The sequence below is a fragment of the Planomonospora parontospora genome (assembly GCA_014647935.1).
GTDB classification, from domain to species: Bacteria; Actinomycetota; Actinomycetes; order Streptosporangiales; family Streptosporangiaceae; genus Planomonospora; species Planomonospora parontospora.
The window spans coordinates 25,224-43,832 of record BMQD01000001.1 but is presented as its reverse complement, the minus strand read 5'-3'; the positions used below and the strand labels follow the sequence as shown (position 1 = coordinate 43,832).

The 18,609-nt window shown below is 73.0% G+C and carries 15 protein-coding genes and 1 tRNA gene; 6 read left to right on the top strand and 10 right to left on the bottom strand.

Going from position 1 to position 18,609, the window contains the following annotated elements; translation table 11 throughout:
• Window positions 1-178 precede the first annotated feature (178 nt).
• Together IEZ07_RS00200 and IEZ07_RS00195 are read left to right on the top strand one after the other, a co-directional pair.
• On the top strand, window positions 179-1,513 hold the full coding sequence (locus IEZ07_RS00200) for a 2-isopropylmalate synthase (protein ID WP_239319194.1): 1,335 nt from the start codon (window positions 179-181) through the stop codon (window positions 1,511-1,513).
• A gap of 104 nt (window positions 1,514-1,617) precedes the next feature.
• Window positions 1,618-2,118, top strand: coding sequence for a DUF402 domain-containing protein (locus IEZ07_RS00195; RefSeq protein ID WP_191892929.1), 501 nt, complete (start codon window positions 1,618-1,620; stop codon window positions 2,116-2,118).
• Between the two features lie 104 nt (window positions 2,119-2,222).
• Here IEZ07_RS00195 and IEZ07_RS00190 read toward each other — a convergent pair whose 3' ends face one another.
• A complete protein-coding gene (locus tag IEZ07_RS00190) occupies window positions 2,223-2,756 on the bottom strand; it encodes a MarR family winged helix-turn-helix transcriptional regulator (protein WP_191892928.1) in 534 nt (177 codons plus the stop codon).
• A 71-nt stretch (window positions 2,757-2,827) separates the two neighbouring features.
• Here IEZ07_RS00190 and IEZ07_RS00185 point away from each other — a divergent pair, with 71 nt between their 5' ends.
• Together IEZ07_RS00185 and IEZ07_RS00180 are read left to right on the top strand one after the other, a co-directional pair.
• Window positions 2,828-4,057 carry an MFS transporter gene (locus IEZ07_RS00185; protein ID WP_204054185.1) on the top strand — a complete coding sequence of 410 codons (1,230 nt, stop codon included), beginning with the start codon at window positions 2,828-2,830 and terminating at the stop codon, window positions 4,055-4,057.
• A 207-nt stretch (window positions 4,058-4,264) separates the two neighbouring features.
• Window positions 4,265-6,145 carry an ABC transporter ATP-binding protein gene (locus IEZ07_RS00180; protein ID WP_191892927.1) on the top strand — a complete coding sequence of 627 codons (1,881 nt, stop codon included), beginning with the start codon at window positions 4,265-4,267 and terminating at the stop codon, window positions 6,143-6,145.
• Window positions 6,146-6,166: 21 nt separating this feature from the next.
• Here the strand turns inward: IEZ07_RS00180 and IEZ07_RS00175 are convergent, their stop codons facing one another.
• The 3 genes from IEZ07_RS00175 to IEZ07_RS00165 all read right to left on the bottom strand — a co-directional run bounded on the left by IEZ07_RS00175 (window position 6,167) and on the right by IEZ07_RS00165 (window position 8,711).
• On the bottom strand, window positions 6,167-6,940 hold the full coding sequence (locus IEZ07_RS00175; protein ID WP_191892926.1) for an enoyl-CoA hydratase-related protein: 774 nt from the start codon (window positions 6,938-6,940) through the stop codon (window positions 6,167-6,169).
• A gap of 117 nt (window positions 6,941-7,057) precedes the next feature.
• A complete protein-coding gene (locus IEZ07_RS00170) occupies window positions 7,058-8,224 on the bottom strand; it encodes a nitric oxide synthase oxygenase (protein ID WP_191892925.1) in 1,167 nt (388 codons plus the stop codon).
• A gap of 411 nt (window positions 8,225-8,635) precedes the next feature.
• Window positions 8,636-8,711: transfer RNA gene (locus tag IEZ07_RS00165), tRNA-Asn, on the bottom strand.
• A gap of 165 nt (window positions 8,712-8,876) precedes the next feature.
• Between IEZ07_RS00165 and IEZ07_RS00160 the strand changes: the two genes are divergently transcribed.
• Complete coding sequence (locus IEZ07_RS00160; RefSeq protein ID WP_068897077.1) at window positions 8,877-9,161, top strand: YtxH domain-containing protein; 285 nt, start codon at window positions 8,877-8,879, stop codon at window positions 9,159-9,161.
• Between the two features lie 147 nt (window positions 9,162-9,308).
• Here the strand turns inward: IEZ07_RS00160 and IEZ07_RS00155 are convergent, their stop codons facing one another.
• The 5 genes from IEZ07_RS00155 to dnaG form a co-directional block, all read right to left on the bottom strand.
• Complete coding sequence (locus tag IEZ07_RS00155; RefSeq protein WP_068896842.1) at window positions 9,309-9,770, bottom strand: hypothetical protein; 462 nt, start codon at window positions 9,768-9,770, stop codon at window positions 9,309-9,311.
• Window positions 9,767-11,074 (bottom strand): MGH1-like glycoside hydrolase domain-containing protein, encoded by a 1,308-nt coding sequence (locus IEZ07_RS00150; protein WP_191892924.1) that lies wholly within the window; start codon window positions 11,072-11,074, stop codon window positions 9,767-9,769. The genes IEZ07_RS00155 and IEZ07_RS00150 overlap by 4 nt, the downstream gene beginning before the upstream one ends.
• A gap of 24 nt (window positions 11,075-11,098) precedes the next feature.
• Window positions 11,099-12,301, bottom strand: coding sequence for an iron uptake transporter deferrochelatase/peroxidase subunit (gene efeB, locus IEZ07_RS00145; RefSeq protein WP_191892923.1), 1,203 nt, complete (start codon window positions 12,299-12,301; stop codon window positions 11,099-11,101).
• 335 nt (window positions 12,302-12,636) lie between these two features.
• Complete coding sequence (gene rpoD, locus IEZ07_RS00140) at window positions 12,637-13,740, bottom strand: RNA polymerase sigma factor RpoD (RefSeq protein ID WP_231647298.1); 1,104 nt, start codon at window positions 13,738-13,740, stop codon at window positions 12,637-12,639.
• A 185-nt stretch (window positions 13,741-13,925) separates the two neighbouring features.
• A complete protein-coding gene (dnaG, locus tag IEZ07_RS00135; protein ID WP_191892922.1) occupies window positions 13,926-15,827 on the bottom strand; it encodes a DNA primase in 1,902 nt (633 codons plus the stop codon).
• A 286-nt stretch (window positions 15,828-16,113) separates the two neighbouring features.
• Here dnaG and IEZ07_RS00130 point away from each other — a divergent pair, with 286 nt between their 5' ends.
• Window positions 16,114-16,998 carry a M23 family metallopeptidase gene (locus tag IEZ07_RS00130; protein WP_191893349.1) on the top strand — a complete coding sequence of 295 codons (885 nt, stop codon included), beginning with the start codon at window positions 16,114-16,116 and terminating at the stop codon, window positions 16,996-16,998.
• Between the two features lie 106 nt (window positions 16,999-17,104).
• On the opposite strand, the gene IEZ07_RS00125 is transcribed toward IEZ07_RS00130, so the two are convergent.
• Entirely contained in the window at window positions 17,105-18,358 is a 1,254-nt protein-coding gene (locus tag IEZ07_RS00125; RefSeq protein ID WP_191892921.1) for a deoxyguanosinetriphosphate triphosphohydrolase, read from the bottom strand.
• Window positions 18,359-18,609: the final 251 nt, after the last annotated feature.

Below are 18,609 nucleotides of genomic sequence, written 5' to 3'. Positions count from 1 at the left end.
GGTTGTCTGAGGAGCTGAGGTGTGCTTAGCATATCGGCATGTCGCTGCGCTGTCTCCTTCTCGGCCGCCGCGGCGGGGTCTGATCCGACCGGCGCCCCGCCGCGGGGTGCCGTGCCGCCGGTCGGCTCCCGAACGACCGAGGACCGAGCGAGAACCGAGCGACCGGAGGACGGCCGAGATGAACCCGCGACTGAACCCGCAGCGCCCCAGCGGCATGCCGTACCAGAAGTATCTGCCCGCCCACGAGCGGGTCGAGATCCCCCTGACCGACCGCACCTGGCCCGCCCGCAGGATCACCCAGGCCCCGCTCTGGGTCTCCGAGGACCTGCGCGACGGCAACCAGGCGCTGGCCGAGCCGATGGACACCCCCCGCAAGCGCCGCATGTTCGACCTGCTGGTCGGGATGGGTTTCAAGGAGATCGTGGCCGGCTTCCCCGCGGCCAGCCGGACCGACTTCGGCTTCGTCCGGCACCTGGTGCGCAGCGGAGCGGTGCCCGAGGACGTGACGGTCTCGGTCCTCACGGCCGCCCGTGCGGACCTGATCGAGCAGACGTTCGCCGCCGTCGAAGGACTGCCCAGGGCCATCGTCCACCTCTACACCCCGACCGCCCCAGTCTGGCGCGAGGTGGTGCTCGGCCGCGGGCGGGCCGAGGTGCACGCCATGATCAGGGATGCCGCGACGCGCATGGCCCGGCTGGCGGGCGAGGGCGTCCGGTTCGAGTTCTCGCCGGAGGTGTTCAACCTGACCGAACCGGACTTCGTACTGGAGGTCTGCAACGGCCTCACCGAGCTCTGGGACGCCTCCCCCGACCGGCCGGTCGTCCACAACCTGCCGGCCACCGTGGAGATCGCCTCCCCGAACGTATACGCCGACCAGATCGAGTACATGCACCGCAACCTGGAGCGCCGCGGGTCGGTCGTGCTCTCGGTCCACCCGCACAACGATCGGGGCACCGGGGCGGCCTGCGCCGAGCTGGCCATGCTCGCGGGCGCGCAGCGGGTGGAGGGATGCCTGTTCGGCAACGGCGAGCGCACCGGGAACGTCGACCTGGTCACCCTCGCGCTCAACCTGTACTCCCAGGGCGTGGACCCGATGCTGGACTTCTCCGACATCGACCGCGTCCGCCGCATCGTGGAGGAGTGCATCCGGATCCCGGTCCACCCCCGGCACCCCTACGGCGGTGACCTCGTCTACACCGCCTTCTCCGGCACCCATCAGGACGCCATCGGCAAGGGCCTGGCCCGCGCCGGCCGGGACGCCCACTGGTCCGTGCCGTACCTGCCGATCGACCCCTCCGACGTGGGGCGCAGCTACGAGGCGGTGATCCGGGTCAACAGCCAGTCGGGCCGGGGCGGCGTCGCCTACCTGCTCCGCGAACACTACGGGCTGGAGCTGCCGGAGGAGCGGCGGGCCGACTTCGCCCGCCTCGTCCAGGCCGCGGCCGACGACAGCGGCCGGGAGCTGACGCCGGAGGACCTGTGGAAGCTCTACGCCACCGCCTACCGGGACTGACGCGCGGGACGGCGGCGGCGAGCGGCGTCCGGGACGGATCGCGCCCCTCCGGGCGAGGCGCGATCCGCCGGATCTTGGAGCGGCCGGAGGACTAGGGTCGGGACATGCCCTTCGAAACCGTGAACGTCACGTACCGAAAGTACGACGGCTCCCTGCACTGGCACCACACCGCACTGCTCCTCGGGGAGGACGAGCACGGGGTCTGGACCGGCTGCGTCGCCGGCACCCTCGGCCGCAAGGGCGCCGAGCCCCCGATCGCGTGGGAGCACCCGTTCGTGCTCCTCTTCCCCCGCGACGCCTGGTGGACCGCCCTGTTCAACGCCGAGCCGGACAGGACCGAGATCTACTGCGACATCACCACGGTGCCCGAGTGGCGCGACGGCGAGGTCACCATGGTCGACCTGGACCTCGACGTGATCCGCAAGCGCGACGGCCGGATCTTCCTCGATGACGAGGACGAGTTCGCCGAGCACCAGGTCCGCTACGCCTATCCCCCGGAGGTCATCGCCAACGCCCGCGCCACGGCCGATCACCTGATGGAGGCCGTCACCGCCTTCACCGCCCCCTTCGCGACCCCGCCCCACTGGCTGTCCCACGTCGTCTGATCCCCGCCCTCCGCCCGGTCACCGTCCCCCGCCATCCGGACCCTCCGTACCACGGGAGATCCGCCCGCGGGCGGGGGACTCGGAACGCGGACGTGTACCCCAGATCAGCGTGCGGCCGGCCAGTCGGGCATGAGCGGCGGGCCGTCCGCCTCGATCCCGGCCACCAGTTTCCTGAGCAGGACCGCCAGCGCCTCCTGCTCGCCGTCGTCGAGCACGGCCAGCATCCGGTCCTCCGTCTCGCCCCTCCGGCCCATCACCGCCTCCCATCGCTCCCGCCCGAGACCGGTGAGGGTGACGAGCAGACGGCGCCGGTCGCCCGGATCGTGCTCCCGGGCGATGTACCCCGCCTGCTCCAGCCGGTCGAGGCGGCTGGTCATCGTGGCGGGGTGGGTGTCCAGCCACTCGGCCAGCGCCGTCGGCGCCACCCGGTACGGCGCGCCCGCCGCGACCAGCCGGTGGAGCACCTCGAACTCCCAGTACTTGAGCCCCGTCCCGAGCAGACCCGACTCCTTGTCCCGCTTCATCCGCCGCACGATCATCTGCAGGCGCGTGATGATCCCCTCGGTCCGGGGGTCGAGGTCGGGCAGCTCCCGCGACCAGTGCGCGATGTGCCGATCGATGGAGTCGGGTTCCGCCATGCGCCCCAGCCTAGCGACCGCGCCAGTTAATACGACTAGATATATTTTGATTTCGTAGTAATATTCTCGCCGTGACTCCCCTCCGCGACCCCCGCTTCCGCCTGCTCTGGTCCGGCCAGGCCCTGTCCCACCTCGGCGACGCGGTCACCCCCGTGGCCCTCGCCCTGGCGATCGTCACCGCGACCGGCTCCGCCACCGATCTCGGGCTGGTGCTGGCCGCCCAGTCCGTCGCCGCGGTGGCGCTGATGCTGCCCGGCGGCGTCTGGGCCGACCGCCTCCCCCGCCAGCGGGTGATGCTGGCCGCCGACCTCGTCCGCGCGCTGACCCACGCCCTCATGGGCGCCGAGCTGATCGCCGGCACCATCGACGTCGTCCACCTCGCGGCGCTGGCCGCCGTCTCCGGGGCGGCCTCCGCCTTCTTCCTGCCCGCCACCACCGGCCTGGTGCCCGCGACCGTCGCCCCCGAGCACCTGCCCCGCGCCAACGCGCTGATGTCGATCGCCGCCCGCGGTTCCATGCTGCTCGGCCCGGGGATCGCGACCGCGCTGGCGCTGACCGCGGGGCCGGGCTGGGCGCTCCTCCTGGACGCCGCGACGTTCGCGGTCAGCGCGGCCCTGCTGGCCCGCCTCCGGCCGGCGCCGATCCCGCCCGCGCCGCGGGAGCGGTTCGGCAGGCAGCTCGCCGACGGCTGGGCGGAGCTGCGCCGGCACCGCTGGTACTGGACCAACCTGGCCGGCCACGCCCTGTGGAACCTCGGCCGCTGCGCGCTGATCACCATCGGCCCGGCGATCGCCGTCGCCCACCTGGGCGGTGAGCTGGCCTGGGGGATGATCGCGCAGGGCGGCACGGCCGGCGCGCTCTGCGGCGCGCTGCTGGCGCTCCGGTTCAGGCCGCGCAGGCCGCTGGTGGCCGCCAACCTGGCTCTCGCGCTCGGCGCGCCGCCGTTCGTGCTGCTCGCCGCCGGAGCGCCCGCGCCGGTCGTCGCGGCGGCCTACGGGCTGATGGTCGGCGGGCTGGCGTTCATGTCGCCCCTGTGGGAGACGGCCGTGCAGGAGCACATCCCGGCCGAGGCCCTCTCCCGGGTGTCCGCCTACGACTGGCTGCTCTCCCTGGGGCTGACCCCGCTCGGCATGGCCCTGGCGGGACCGCTGGCCGCCGCAGTGGGCACGGCCCCCACCCTGTACGGCGCCGCGGCCCTGATCGCGGTCTCCTGCCTGGGCGTGCTGCTCCTGCCCGACGTCCGGAACCTCGGCCGGACCGTGCCGGACGACCGGACGGCGCGGGTCCCCGCGACGGCGTAGCGGCCCGGGGCGGTGGGAGCACCGCGGTGCACCGGTCCGGCCCGGTGGAAACGCCCTCCATCGGACCGGACCGGCAGAGGCGTCCTCCATCGGGTCGAGCCGGTGGGGGCGTCTCGCCTCACGCGCTTGACCTCAACTTTAGTTGAGGTTCTAGGGTCGCCTCATGATCCCAGGAGGATCCACGGCTTCTACGGACGAGGGACTGTCATGAGCATGGAGATGACCGCCTGGAACGCGCTGTACCGGACGATGAACGCCCAGGAGGAGCGGCGCCCGTTCTCGATGGCCACGCTGCGGCGGATCGGCGCCTTCGCCCGGCCGCACCGGCGCCGCCTGGCCGTTTTCCTGCTGCTCAGCGTGGTGACGGCCGTCCTGACGGTGGCCACGCCGGTGCTCGCGGGTGACGCCGTCGGCGCGATCGTCGCGGGCGAGCCGCTGGACGTCGTCGTCGGGCTCGCCGCGCTCATCGCCGCCATCGCGGTGGCGGAGGCCGGGCTCGGGCTGCTGACCCGGTGGCTGTCGGCGGGCATCGGCGAGGGCCTGATCCTCGACCTGCGCACCGCCGTCTTCGACCACGTGCAGCGCATGCCGATCGCCTTCTTCACCAGGACCCGGACCGGTGCCCTGGTCAGCCGGTTGAACAACGACGTCATCGGCGCGCAGCGGGCCTTCACCGACACCCTGTCCACGGTGGCGGGCAACCTGGTGACGCTCGTGCTCACGCTGGCCGTGATGGTCCGGCTCTCCTGGCAGATCACCCTGCTCGCGCTGGTGCTGCTCCCGGTGTTCGTGCTGCCCGCGCGGCGGATGGGCGCCCGGCTGGCCCGGCTCCGGCTGGAGGCGGCCGGGCACAACGCGGCGATGGGCACGCAGATGGTGGAGCGGTTCTCCGCGCCCGGTGCGACGCTCGTCAAGCTCTTCGGCCGCCCGGCGCGGGAGTCGGCCGAGTTCGCCGCGCGGGCCCGGCGGGTGCGCGACATCGGGGTGCGCACGGCGATGGTGCAGTCGGCGTTCGTCACCGCGCTGACGCTGGTCTCGGCGCTGGCGCTGGCGCTCGTCTACGGCCTCGGCGGCTTCTACGCGCTGCGCGGGCGGCTGGACGCGGGCTCGGTCGTCGCGCTCGCGCTGCTGATCACCCGCCTGTACGCGCCGCTGACCGCGCTGGCCGGGGCCCGGGTGGACGTGATGAGCGCGCTGGTGAGCTTCGAGCGGGTCTTCGAGGTGCTGGACCTCAAGCCTCTGATCGCCGACCGGCCGGATGCCCGGCGGGTGCCCGACGGGCCCGTCTCGGTGGAGTTCGACGAGGTGCGTTTCGGCTACCCGTCGGCGGACCGGGTCTCGCTCGCCTCCCTGGAGGAGGTGGCGGTCCTCGACGGCCGCGACGCCGCCGAGGTGCTGCACGGGATCTCCTTCCGCGCCGAGCCCGGGCAGCTCGTCGCCCTGGTGGGCTCGTCCGGCGCGGGCAAGTCGACCATCGCGCAGCTGCTGCCGCGGCTGTACGACGCCGACGGCGGCGCCGTACGGCTGGCGGGGGTGGACGTGCGGGAGCTGTCGGCCGACTCGATCCGCGAGACTGTCGGGATGGTGACCCAGGACGGGCACCTGTTCCACGAGTCGATCCGGGAGAACCTGCTGCTGGCGCGGCCGGAGGCGGACGAGGAGGAGCTCTGGGAGGCGCTGCGCCGCGCCCGGCTCGGAGAGCTCGTCGCCGCGCTCCCCGACGGGCTGGACACGGTGGTGGGCGAGCGCGGCTACCGGCTCTCCGGCGGCGAGCGCCAGCGGCTGACGATCGCGCGGCTGCTGCTGGCCCGCCCCCGGGTGGTGATCCTCGACGAGGCCACCGCGCACCTGGACGCCACCTCGGAGGCGGCGGTGCAGGCGGCGCTGGGCGAGGCGCTGGACGGGCGGACGGCGCTGGTGATCGCGCACCGGCTCTCCACGATCATGGCCGCCGACCTCATCCTGGTGGTCGAGGACGGGCGGATCGTGGAGCGCGGCACGCACGCCGGACTGCTCGCCGCCGGGGGCCGCTACGAGGAGCTGTACCGGACCCAGTTCGACGAGCCGTCCGCGGTCGGGACCGCCTGAGCGCGCCGCCCGCGGCCCCGGCTACAGCGGCGGGAAGCGGGGCTCGCGGCGCTCCAGGAAGCTGGCGACGCCCTCGGCGAAGTCCGGGCGGCCGAAGGATTCGGCCATCAGCCGCCGGGCCGCGGTCTCCGCCGCCTCCAGGGTGGTGTTCCAGTCGCCCCAGATCTGGCGCTTCATCACCGACATCGAAGCCGGCGAGCTGTGCACCGCCAGCTCGCGGGCGTACGCGGCGACCTCCTCCAGGAGGTTCTCCCCGGGCACCGACCGGGCCGCCAGGCCGAGCCCGGCGGCCTCCGCCCCGGTGAAGGTCCGGCCCGACAGCAGCAGGTCCATGGCCCTGCCCTGGCCGATCAGCCGGGGCAGGATCCAGGACAGCCCGTACTCCGCGATCAGCCCGCGCCGCGCGAAGGCGGTGGTCCACTTGGCCTCCGCGGCGGTGAAGACCAGGTCGCAGACCAGGGCGTGGACCATGCCGAGCCCGGCGCAGGCGCCGTTGACCGCGGCGATGACGGGCTTGCCGACGGTGGTCGGGAAGGTGTGGGGGCGCGGGTCCGGCTCCTCGGCGTAGGAGCCGTCCTGGATGGCGTTGAGCGTCTGGAAGTCGGCCCCGGCGCAGAAGCCCCTCCCGGCCCCGGTGACGACGATCACGCGGACCTCAGGGTCCTTCTCGGCCTCGGCCAGGAGGTCGAAGTAGCGCCGGCCCATCGCGTCGGTCCAGGCGTTGAGCCGGTCCGGCCGGTTGAAGGTCAGGGTCAGCACGCCCCGGTCGATCGACGACAGCACCAGATCCAGCATTCTCCGCCCCTTCCTCCGAACCACAGAATAACGTTCTACACCGTTTCCCCCTCCGGGGACAGCGGCGGCCCCCCTCCTGCGGGATCCGCGCCGGTCACCGGCCCGGAACCACGCCGGTCACCAGCCCGGTACGGCGCCGCGGCCCAGCCCCCGTTCCAGCGAGTCGGGGTGGTGCACGAACGCCGGGGACAGCTGCAGATCGGTGTAGTAGCGGTGGAAGACCGGGGTGGCCGAGCCCGAGATCGGCGGAACGATCCAGCTCCAGTCCGCCGGGCAGGCCCGGCCCGCCTTCTCCTCCCGCTCCAGGTGGATCAGGAAGCGCCGCGCCTCGGTGTGGTGGTCGGTCATCGTCACCCCCGCCCGCTCGAAGGAGTGCAGCACCGCGACGTTCAGCTCCACCAGCGCGTGGTCGCGCCAGAGCGAGCGGTCGTTGCCGGTGTCCAGGCCCATCCGCCGGGCCACGGCCGCCAGCATGCCGTAGCGGTCCTCGTCGGCCAGGTTCCGCGCACCGATCTCGGTTCCCATGTACCACCCGTTGAACGGCGCCGCCCGGTAGCAGATCCCGCCGATCTCCAGGCACATGTTCGAGATCGCCGGTACGGCGTGCCAGCGCAGCCCGAACTCCTCGAACCACGGGTAGGACGGATGGGACAGGGGCACCTCCAGCACCGCGTCGCCGGGGATCTCCGACAGCAGCGGCGGCCCTCCCCCCGCCGAGACCGCCAGCGGGAGCACGTCGAACGGCGTGCCCGGACCGCCCTGCCAGCCGAGCTTGCGGAGCATGGTGGTGAAGGCGGCGTACCGGGGGTCGCCGACGACCGAGCCGTCGTCCAGTTCGTACCCGGCGTACCGGATCAGCTGCTCGTTCCAGATCCTCGGCCCCGGCGCGCCGGGGCGGTCCGGGGCGAAGACCGTGATCGTCGGGCGGATCCGGCGGCCGGGCGCCGCGTCCCGCAGGTGCTCGACGCACTCCACCGCCACGCCCTCCGGACTGCTCACGTGCCTGCGGTCGCGGACGCGCAGCGACCTCCAGTAGAGCCGCCCGATGCACCTGCCGCTGTTGCGCCAGGCCACCCTGGCCCCGAAGACCAGCTCGCCGGGCGTGTGCGTGTAGGTCCCCGTTCTCGCTATCTCGGCCCGCACCTCGCGCAGCCGCGGCTCCACCGGCCCCGCGGCGGGGTTCTCCGCGTGGAACAGCCTCAGGTAATCCTCCGCGGCCGCCGTGTCGGCGTGCGGCGCCGCGCGCTCCGGCGCGGGCTCGTGGGGAACTCGGACGTCGTGCACCGGCTCCGGCGCACGACGCCGGGACCTCCGCCAGGTCAGCACTGAACCAACCACCCATGTGTGACTCACGGGCACGGCGGCCGTTTCCGGGCGGCCCTGTGCCCTGCGCGCAGTGGCCCTTCCCCACTGCGACCGCTGTGGTCCGCGGCGACCGCGCCCCGCGCCGTCGCGTGGCCCGCCTCGGTGGACACGGGCCCCGGCGTGATCGCCGGACGCGGTCGGTGGCCGTGCCCACCGACGTGACCGAACAGCTGATCACTCGCGTGGTCACGGTGACGCGTTCACGGCGACGCAGAGTGCGGCGTCCATCATTTTCTGTGATTCACCGTGATTTGTCCCCCGAACGGAGACAGCGGGAGCGGGAAAAACAACAGGAGGCCCCGGGAGCGGTGCTCCCGGGGCCTCCTGAGGTGGCTCCCGCGATAGGACTCGAACCTATAACCTGCCGGTTAACAGCCGGCTGCTCTGCCGATTGAGCTACACGGGATCGCGCTCTGCGCCTTGTGAGCCGGGGTTTTCCCCCTGCTCCCTGCGGCGCATGAATAGATTAGCGCACTCCGGGAGTGCGTGTCGCATCGACGGCTCGGGGTAGGTGCGGGAGGAATCGCGATCCGTGGGTAGGGTCCGGCTGAGCACGCCTGTGGAGGTGGAGATGCGTTATCGGATGATGTTCTGCGCGGGTCTGGCGGTGGGCTACGTCCTTGGTAGCCGGGCCGGCCGGGAGCGTTACGAGCAGATCAAGCGGATGGCCCAGCGGGTGACCGACAACCCGTCCGTGCAGGAGGCCGCCGGCCTGGTCGGCGCCCAGGTCTCCAAGGTGACCACCATGGCCAAGGAGCAGGTGGCCGGCCGCCTGCCCCACTCCGGTGCGGACGAGGCGCACGACGGGAGCGGGACCGGCTGGCCGGAGGAGGCCAGGACCGGCTCGCCCTACTGACCGCACCGCCGGCCGCGCCCCGTGGACGGCGCGCGGCCGGCGCGGTCGCCCCCGGGGAGCGCCGGACCCGGTCAGGTCCCGAAGGCGTCCTCCGGCGCCGGGCGTCAGGCCGGTGACGTCCGAGACGCCCGGGGAGCGCCGCCCCGATCAGATCCCGAAGCTCCGGCGGGCCCCTTCCAGCGCCTGCTCCGCCAGGGCCCGCAGGCCCGGATCGCTCCCGTCGAGGCCCGCGTCGAACCCGAGGTCCCAGACCGCCTCTCCGTCCTCCCCGCGCCGGGCCACGAGCCTCACTCCCCCGCGCGCGTCCAGCGGCACGTACTGGCTGACCAGGATCGAGGAGACCACCCGCTCCCGCACCGCCTCCGGGACCCGTCCCGGCTCGGGCAGCGGCACCCGGTGCTCCCGCCCGTCCGTGGTGACGACCGTCAGCCCCTCCTCGCCCCAGAGGCCGCGGTCGATCCCGGACCACGGCAGCCGCGTCTCCCCGAGATACAGCGCCCGGTCCGTGGCGATCACGTAGCCGTCCGGCCCCTGGGCGTAGGTCAGGACCCGGTCGGGCGGGACGACGGCGGCGCGGACCTCTGCGGGCGTGCGGTGAAAGAGCCTCATGCCTCCACGCTATCCGCGAGCAGGTCGAGGGTGAGCGCGGCCGACCAGGAGAAGTCCCGGCCGCCCCGGCCGCTGCCGTCGAACGGGTCGAAGCACTCGCGGAAGCCCGATTGCCGTACCAGGCGGAGGGTCGCCGCGCCCAGCCGGCGGGCCAGGTCGTCCCGGCCGTGCAGCGCCGCCGCCCGCCGCAACAGCCAGTTGGTGTTCACCCAGGACGGTCCCCGCCAGTAGCGGGAGCGGTCGAACCGGGAGGCGCGGATCTCGCAGCTCGGCACCGGGTATCCGGCGGCGCCCATGAAGCGCGCCGACTCCAGCACGCCCACCAGTTCCGCCACCCGGTCCGCGGGCATCCCGGGGTCGAGCATCGGGCCGAAGCCGCCGACCGTGCAGACGGGGATCAGCCGCCCGGCGCACAGGTCGCGCGCCTGGAACGCGCCTCCGCTCCACAGGCGTTCCAGCAGCGCCGCCCGGATCCGCTCGGCGGCCTCGCCGTACGGCCTCGGATCCGCTCCGGCCACCGGGGCCAGTTCGGCGAGCGCGTGGCAGGAGGCCAGCCAGATGCCGTTGAACATCGGGTCCTCGACCGCGAAGGGATGGTCCTGGCGCAGGTAGGCCCCGTCGTATCCGGAGTCGCGGTAGCGCAGGGCCAGCCAGACGTAGCGGTCGTGGTGGTCGCCGGGGTGCCGGTCGGAGGGCTCCCCCGGCAGGCGGGCGTCGCGGGCCCCGGCGAGCGCCTCCAGCGGGTCGTCCCAGGCCGGGCTGTCGTCCATCCCCGACTCCCAGGGATGGACGATCGCGGCCAGCCCGCCCCCGCCCAGGTCCCTGCAGGAGGTCAGGTAGTCGTGCTGGGCCGCCAGCATCGGGTGGAGCCGCCGGACGAGCGCGTCGGCCTCCTCCCGGTCCGCCGTGTCGCGGGTGTGGCGCCACACCCGCCACGCGGCGAGCGCCTGCATCGGCGGCTGGGTCAGCCCCGAGGTGGGCACCCCCCTCGGGGCCGCCGGGTGGCCGGCGGAGCGCCAGACGGACGGGCCGGGGAAGTAGGACTCGGCCAGGGCCGGGCGGAAGACGATGTGGGGCACCATGCCGGTGCCCCACTGTCCGGTCAGCAGGCTGAGCAGTTCCTCCCCGGCCCGGCGGGGATCCCGCCGGGCCAGCCCGAGTGCGACGAAGGTGGAATCCCAGTTCCACTGGTGCGGATACAGGCCGGGCGCGGGCACGGTGGCCGTGCCCGTCCGGTTCGCCTCGAGCACGGACCACGCCTCGCGCTCGAGCGCGGCGTCGTCTATGGCCGGCCGCGCTTCCATCTGCCCAGTTTGCGCCCGTATCTCCTAAGAAAACAGTGCCTCGCCCCAGAATGACCCGGGCCTCACCCCGCCGGGACAGGCCCAGATGCCCGATCCGACGTGCTGGATGAACGCGTTGAGGGAGTCCCGGGCCGACAGCGACCGCTGGAGCTTGACGAACCCCTCCTCCGGGTCGCGCTGGTAGGCGATGAAGAACAGGCCCGCGTCCAGCCGTCCCTGGCCGTCGGTGCCGTCGGTGTAGGAGTAGCCCCGGCGCAGGATCCTGGATCCGCCGTTCGAGTCGGGGTGGGCCAGCCGCACGTGGGAGGCGGGCGGGAGCGCGTGGATCCGCACCGGGTCGAACTCGCGGGTGCCTCCGTACGGGGCGCCCGTCCGCTTGTACCGGCCGATGACGTCCTCCTGCTGCTTCAACGGGGTCCGGTCCCAGATGTCGAGGTGCATCCGGATCCGCCGGGTGACGAGGTAGGACCCGCCCTCCATCCAGCCGGGCCCCTCCTCCCCCACCCAGACGTGCCGGTTCAGCTTGGAGCGGTCGTCCATGGCGATGTTGTTGGTGCCGTCCTTGAAGCCCATCAGGTTGCGCGGGGTCTTCTCCTCCGGCGTGGTCGAGGCGGTCCTGCCGAACCCGATCTGTGACCACCGCAGCGACGCCTTGCCGGCCGCGATCCGCGCCAGGTTCCGTACGGCGTGCACCGCCACCTGCGGGTCGTCCGCGCACGCCTGCACGCAGACGTCGCCGCCGCTGCGGGCCGGGTCGAGCCGGTCGCCCCGGAAGGGCGGGAGCTCCCTCAGCCGGTCCGGCGCCGGCAGGTTCAGCCTGGTGAAGAAGGAGGGGCCGAAGCCGACCGTCAGCGTGAGCCGCGAGGCGTGCATCTCCAGGGTCTCCCCGGTGTCGTCCGGCGGGGCCAGCGCCCTGCCGGTCGCCCCGCGACCGATCTCCTCCGCCGCGGTCATCCGGACCGCCGCCGCCGTCCAGGCCTTCATCAGCCCCGCCGCCTCCGCCGCCGACCGGGTGCCGAGGTCGAAGGAGGCGAAGTGCAGGCGCTCCTGGACGGGCGTGGCGATCCCCGCCTGGTGGAGTCCGTGGAAGGGGATCGATCCACCGGACGCGGCGGCCGAGGCAGGCTCCGGCTTCCCGAGCTGTACCAGCCCGGCACCGGCCGCGGCACCGGCGCCCATCGCCAGTCCCGTACCGGTCAGAAGCCTGCGACGGCTGAGGTCGGTCATATGTTCCTCCACTCCTTCTCGATGAGAAGATCGGGTTTTCCGGGTGCGGAGATCAGCCTGCTGCACCCGCGGCCTGGCCGGAGAGAGGCTCGGCGAGCGCGTTAACCGCGTCAGCGGGTTCCTTGACCTGCTCCATGGACAACCCCTCGCCGGAGCCGGAACCGGAACCGCCGCCCCGGCACACCGGGGCCGCGGGGCCGCAGAGCCGCGGGTCGACAAGGCGGCGGTTCCGCGGGGCGGCGCACCCCGCCGTCGGTGCGGCCGCGGGCCCCTCCCACGGCGAGGGCCCCGGAGCACGCTCCGGGGCCCTCGGTCCGATCTCCTCGACCGGGAGGTCAGTCGAGGTAGTCGCGCAGGATCTGCGCCCGCGTCGGGTGGCGCAGTTTCGCCAGGGTCTTGGACTCGATCTGGCGGATGCGCTCGCGGGTCACCCCGAACTCCCTGCCGACCTCCTCCAGCGTCCGGGGATGCCCGTCGGCGAGACCGAAGCGCAACTGGATGATGCGCTGCTCGCGCTCCGACAGCGTCGCGAGGATCTCCTCGAGCTGGTCCTGCAGCATGATGAAGGCCGCGGCCTCCATCGGCACCACCGCGTCGGCGTCCTCGATGAAGTCGCCGAGGTCGGAGTCCTCCTCGCCGATCGGCGACTGGAGCGAGACCGGCTCCTGGGCGATGCGCTGGATCTCGATCACCCGCTCGATCGGGAGGTCCATCTCCAGCGCGATCTCCTCCGGCGCGGGCTCGCGGCCGAGGTCCTGGTGGAGCTGGCGCTGGACCCGGACCAGCTTGTTGATCGTCTCGACCATGTGCACCGGGATGCGAATCGTGCGCGCCTGGTCGGCGATGGCCCTGGTGATCGCCTGCCGAATCCACCACGTGGCATATGTGGAGAACTTGTAGCCTTTGGTGTAGTCGAATTTCTCGACCGCCCGGATGAGACCGAGGTTGCCTTCCTGGATCAGATCCAGGAACAGCATTCCGCGCCCCACATAACGCTTGGCGATCGACACGACCAGCCGCAGGTTGGCCTCGATCAGCCGCTGCTTGGCCCGCGTGCCCTCCCAGACGAGGTCTCCCAGTTCGGGGAAGGCCAGCCGGGAGGCGATGGCGGCCAGCTTCTCCTCGGCGAACAGCCCCGCCTCGATGGACTTGGCGAGCTCCACCTCCTCCTCCGCCGTGAGCAGCGGCACCCGCCCGATCTCCCGCAGGTAGATGCGGACCAGGTCACTGGTCGGCGCTCGTTTCCCGACATCCTCCTCATCGGACTTGGGGGTCTCCTCCTCGCTCTGGGGCTCGAGGACCTCCACTCCGTTCTCGGCGAGCATCCGCACGACGCGCTCCAGCGCGTCGGACGGCAGCTCGGATTTGTCGAGGGCTGCGGCGACGTCATCGACCGTGACGCTTCCGCGCTCTCTTCCTTTCGCGACGAGGTCGGCCACCTGGTCTACCGAAGGCGGCCCGCTTGGCAGCACCGATGCACCCACGGGAGACAGTCTGCTGTATTAGTCACCTGAAACGGCAGGCCTATTTTTGTCACCGGAGGTAAGGTCTCAATCATTATCGGATCGAGACCTTATTCGGGTTTGGCCGAATGAGCGTCAGGAAATTAAAGCTGATTACGTGATCAGCTTCCGGCGGCCTGCTCCCGCAGCACGCGCCGCCGGCGCTCCAGCTCGTTCAGCTCCGCGAACAGCCGGCGGTACTCCTCCGGTCCGCCGGCCAGGTCGGTCCGCTCCAGTTGCGACTTCACCTGCTCGATCGCCCGCGACACCGTGATGCCCTCCAGCGCGGCGACCAGGTCCGAGGCGTACCGCTGCTCGTTCGCGAGGTCCGCGCGGAGCTCCTCCACGGCAAGCCGGGTGACCGTCCCGCGCAGGTCCTCGCCCGCGAGGGCGAGCAGGCGGTCCACCCACTCGCGTCCGCCCGCGCCGCCGGCCGCGGTGCCCCCGGCCTCCATGACCAGCCTGTGCAGCGCGACGTGCTCGGGCCGGGTGAAGGCCTCCGCGCCGATCGCGTCGAACCGGTCGCCGAGCAGCGACGGGCGCTGCACGGCCAGCTTCAGCACCTCGGCCTCGATCCGCACCCCGGGGTCGGTCAGGTCGGCGACCCGCCTCGGCCGTTGACCACCCGGCCCGCCCGGCCCGCCCTCGCGCGCCCTCCCCGAGGCGGCGCCCCTGGGGTCTCTGGAGTCCTTGGCGGCCATGGCCACCTCGGCGATCCGGTCCATCACGAACCGCTCGTTGTTGAAGCCGAGCCAGCGGTCCAGGTCCACCCCGTAGAGCTGGCGCAGCGCCCGGTCCCTGATGCCCGCCACGATCGGCGCGGCGGCGTCCAGCGCGGCCAGCCGCCCCTCGTTGGTGCTCATGTCGTGGCGGGAGATCACGCTGCGGATGGCGAACGCGAACAGCGGCTGCCGGCTCGCCACCAGGTCGCGGACCGCCGCGTCGCCCTTGGTGACCCGCAGGTCGCACGGGTCGAGCCCGTCGGGCTGCACGGCCACGTAGGTCTGGGTGGCGAACTTCTGCTCGTCGGCGAAGGCGCGCAGCGCCGCCTTCTGCCCAGCCGAGTCGCCGTCGAAGGTGAAGACCACCTCGCCCTGCGATCCGGTGTGGTCCAGCAGCAGCCGCCGCAGCACCTTGATGTGCTCGGCGCCGAACGCGGTGCCGCAGGTGGCCACGGCCGTCGTCACGCCCGCCAGGTGGCAGGCCATCACGTCGGTGTAGCCCTCGACGATCACCGCCCGGGACTGCTTGGAGATCTCCCGCTTGGCCAGGTCGACGCCGTAGAGGACCTCGCTCTTGCGGTAGAGCGGGCTCTCCGGCGTGTTGAGGTATTTGGGGCCGTCCTCGGCGTCGTTCAGCTTGCGCGCGCCGAACCCGATCACGTCGCCGGTGATGTCGCGGATCGGCCAGACCAGCCGCCCCCGGAAGCGGTCGATCGGCCCCCTGCGCCCCTCCTTGGCCAGCCCGCCCTTGACCAGCTCGGCGGCGGTGAACCCGCGGGCCAGGAGGTGCCGCGTCAGCGCCTCCCACCCGGCGGGCGCGTAGCCGACCCCGAAGCGCTCGGCGTCGACCCGCTCGAAGCCGCGCTCCGACAGGAACCTCCGGCCCGGCGCGGCCTCCGGGTCGGCCAGCTTGGCCGCGTAGAACTCCGCGGCCGCCCGGTGCGCCTCGATCAGCCTGCTGCGCTCACCCTGCTCCCGCCCGGGGACGTAGCCGCCCTGCTCGTAGCGGAGCTGGATGCCGGCCCGCTGCGCCAGCCGCTCCACGGCCTCGCCGAACGACAGGTGCTCCATCCGGCGCACGAAGGTGATGACGTCGCCGCCCTCGGAGCAGCCGAAGCAGTAGTAGTAGCCGCGGGCGGGGGTGACGTTGAAGGAAGGGCTCTTCTCCTCGTGGAAGGGGCAGAGCCCCTTCAGGTTGCCGCCGCCGGCGTTGCGGAGCTGGATGTGCTCGCCCACGACGTCGGCGATCGGTGAGCGCTCCCGCACGAGCGCGATGTCCTCATCACTGATCCGGCCTGCCACGCCGCGAGTCTAGTCCGGCGCTCCGACAGCTCAGGCGGCGCCGGACCGGCCTGCGGACCACCCCCCGCGGGCCTGCCGGGCCGGCCTGCGAACTGCCCCCGGACGGCCCCCGGACGGCCCCCGGACGGCGCCCGGCGAGCCTGCCGGACCGGCCTGCGGGCCCGAGCGGTGCCGGAGATCGCCGGGAAGCGACCCCAAAGCGACTTTCCCGAACGGGTCGTGGTCGATGATGAGGTCCGTTACAAAGGTAACGGCCGATTCTGGATAACTTATGCGGGTGGACATCATGAGATCGGGGCATATAGCACGACTGGCCGCCGTGGCGGGCGCCGTCCTCGTCACCGGAGCGTGCGCCTCTCCGGTCGGGGTGGCGGGTGTCAGCACGGTGCCTCCGGCCTCCGCGGAGCTGGTCGCGGCCCCGGACTCGGTGACCGCGACGATCCCGCCGCCGGCGGCCGAGACCGGCTCCGCGACGCCCTCGCCGTCCCCGGTGGCCGTGCGGCCGCCCCAGGGCGAGGAGCCCGTCCCGGTGCCCCCGCCGAAGGTCTCGGAGTTCACCTACACCTTCCCCGTGCAGGGTTGCGAGGCCACCTACCAGCGCAAGCTGCTGGTGCTGCCCAAGACCACGATCTGGGCGGGCAAGGGCTGCTCGTTCGTCTCCCCGGTGGACGGCGTGGTCCACGAGGTCAACATCAAGAACCGGTGGAAGCCCTCCACCGACCGGGGCCAGGACCGCGAGGGCCGGTTCGTCACGGTCGCCGGGGAGGACGGCGTGCTCTACCTGGGCGGCCACCTCGACTCGGTCGCGCCGGGGATCGCACCCGGCACCCGGGTCAAGACCGGGCAGGTGCTCGGGCAGATCGGCAACTCCGGCAACGCCCGCGACACCGCCAGCAACCTCTACTTCGCCATCTCCTGGAAGACCGAGCCCTCCGTGTGGTGGGTGCGGCGGGGCATGGTCAAGCCCTGGAACTACCTGGACGCCTGGCTGAAGGGGAACCGCACCCTGTCCCCCGCCGACGAGACGCGGGCCCTCGTGAAGCGGACCGGCCGGACGCCCGCGTGCGCGATCCTGTGCACATCCAAGCCGGAGCCCACCCCCACGCCCACCAGGAAGCCGCGCAAGAAGCCGGTGGAGGAGAGCAGGCAGGTCACCACCCTGAACGGGTGACGCTCCCGCCGGGGCCTTCCCGGCGAGGCCGGGTCCCCCGCCGGGAACGCCCGCCGGCGTTCGTCGGCGCTCCCTCAGGCGGCGGTGCCGGGTGGGCCGGAGTCCGTCAGCGCCCGCCCAGGCGGCGGTGCCAGGTGACCGCCGAGGTGTCGGTAAGCGACGCGATCTGGTCGACGACCACGCGCAGCCGGGCGGCGTCGTCGCCCGCCCTGGCGAAGGCGGGCCGGAGCGCGGGTTCCAGGGAGTCGGGGGCGCTCCGTGCGATCAGGCGGGCCAGGTCGTGGATCAGCTCCCGCTGCCGGGCCCGGTTGGCGCTGTGGTCCTCCCGGGTGATCACGTAGTGGACGGTGACCCCCTTGAGCACCGCGCACTCCAGGCGGCTGGACCTCGGCACGACCAGTTCCGCGCCGTAGCGACCGGGGGCCGGACCGTACGCCTCCCGGGTGGCCACCTCGGCGGACCTGCAGAAGCGGCCGATGAGCGCGCTGGTGAGGCCCTTGAGCGCGGCGAGGCCGGACATGGAGCCGTCGACCTCGCGCGGCCAGAGCGGTGAGGCGACCAGCCGGGCGAAGACGTCCTCCAGCTCGGCGGGGTCCGCCTCCGGGGCGTACCAGGCGCGGGTGGTGGCGCACACGTCGCGGCGCTCGGCCCCGTCGCGCAGCATCCCCAGGGTGACCTCCCCCGCGTGCAGGGCGTCCTCCAGGTCGTGCACCGAGTAGGCGACGTCGTCGGCCCAGTCCATGATCTGCGCCTCGAAGCTCACCCGGCCGGCCGGGGCGCCCTGTCGGATCCACTCGAAGACCGGCAGGTCGTCGTCGTAGGCGCCGTACGGCTGCCGGCCGGTGACCCCCTCGACCGGCTCCGGGCGGCGCCAGGGGTACTTGCAGGCCGCGTCGAGGGTGGCCCGGGTGAGGTTCAGCCCGGCGCTGCGGCCGTCCTCGGTGAGGACCTTGGCCTCCAGCCGGGTCAGCAGGCGCAGGTTCTGCGCGTTGCCCTCGAAGCCGCCGCACGCGGCGGCGACCTCGTTCAGCGCGGTCTCGCCGTTGTGCCCGAAGGGCGGATGCCCGAGGTCGTGGGCCAGGCAGGCGGTCTCCACCAGGTCGGGGTCGCGGCCGAGCGCCTCGCCCATCTCGCGGCCGATCTGCGCGCACTCCAGGGAGTGGGTCAACCGGGTGCGGGGGATGTGCTGCCCGCTGGCCAGGGTCTCCCCCGGTCCGACCACCTGCGTCTTGGCCGCCAGCCGCCGCAGCCCGGCGCTGTGCAGCACGCGCGCGCGGTCCCGGGCGAACGGGCCTCGCTCGGGGTTGCCGGGGGGTTCCGGCACCCATCGGGCCTGATCGGACTCGTCATAGCGATGCATAAGTGCAGTGATTTTATCCCCGATAGGACCGGTCCATGCCTGACAGCCGGTAAACACTCCGGGACGCCGCGGAGTCCGGTGGACTCCTCGCCGCGCCGGAGGGTCCGCGGACGGCCGCGGGGGACGGTTCCAGCGGCCGGTCGTACGGGCCGGCGGGGGACCGGCGGGAGGGCCGCCGGGGAGGACCGGCGGGAGGGCCGCGCCCGCCTCCCCGGCGGACGCGGCCCGGCGCGGTCCCCGCGGCCGATCCC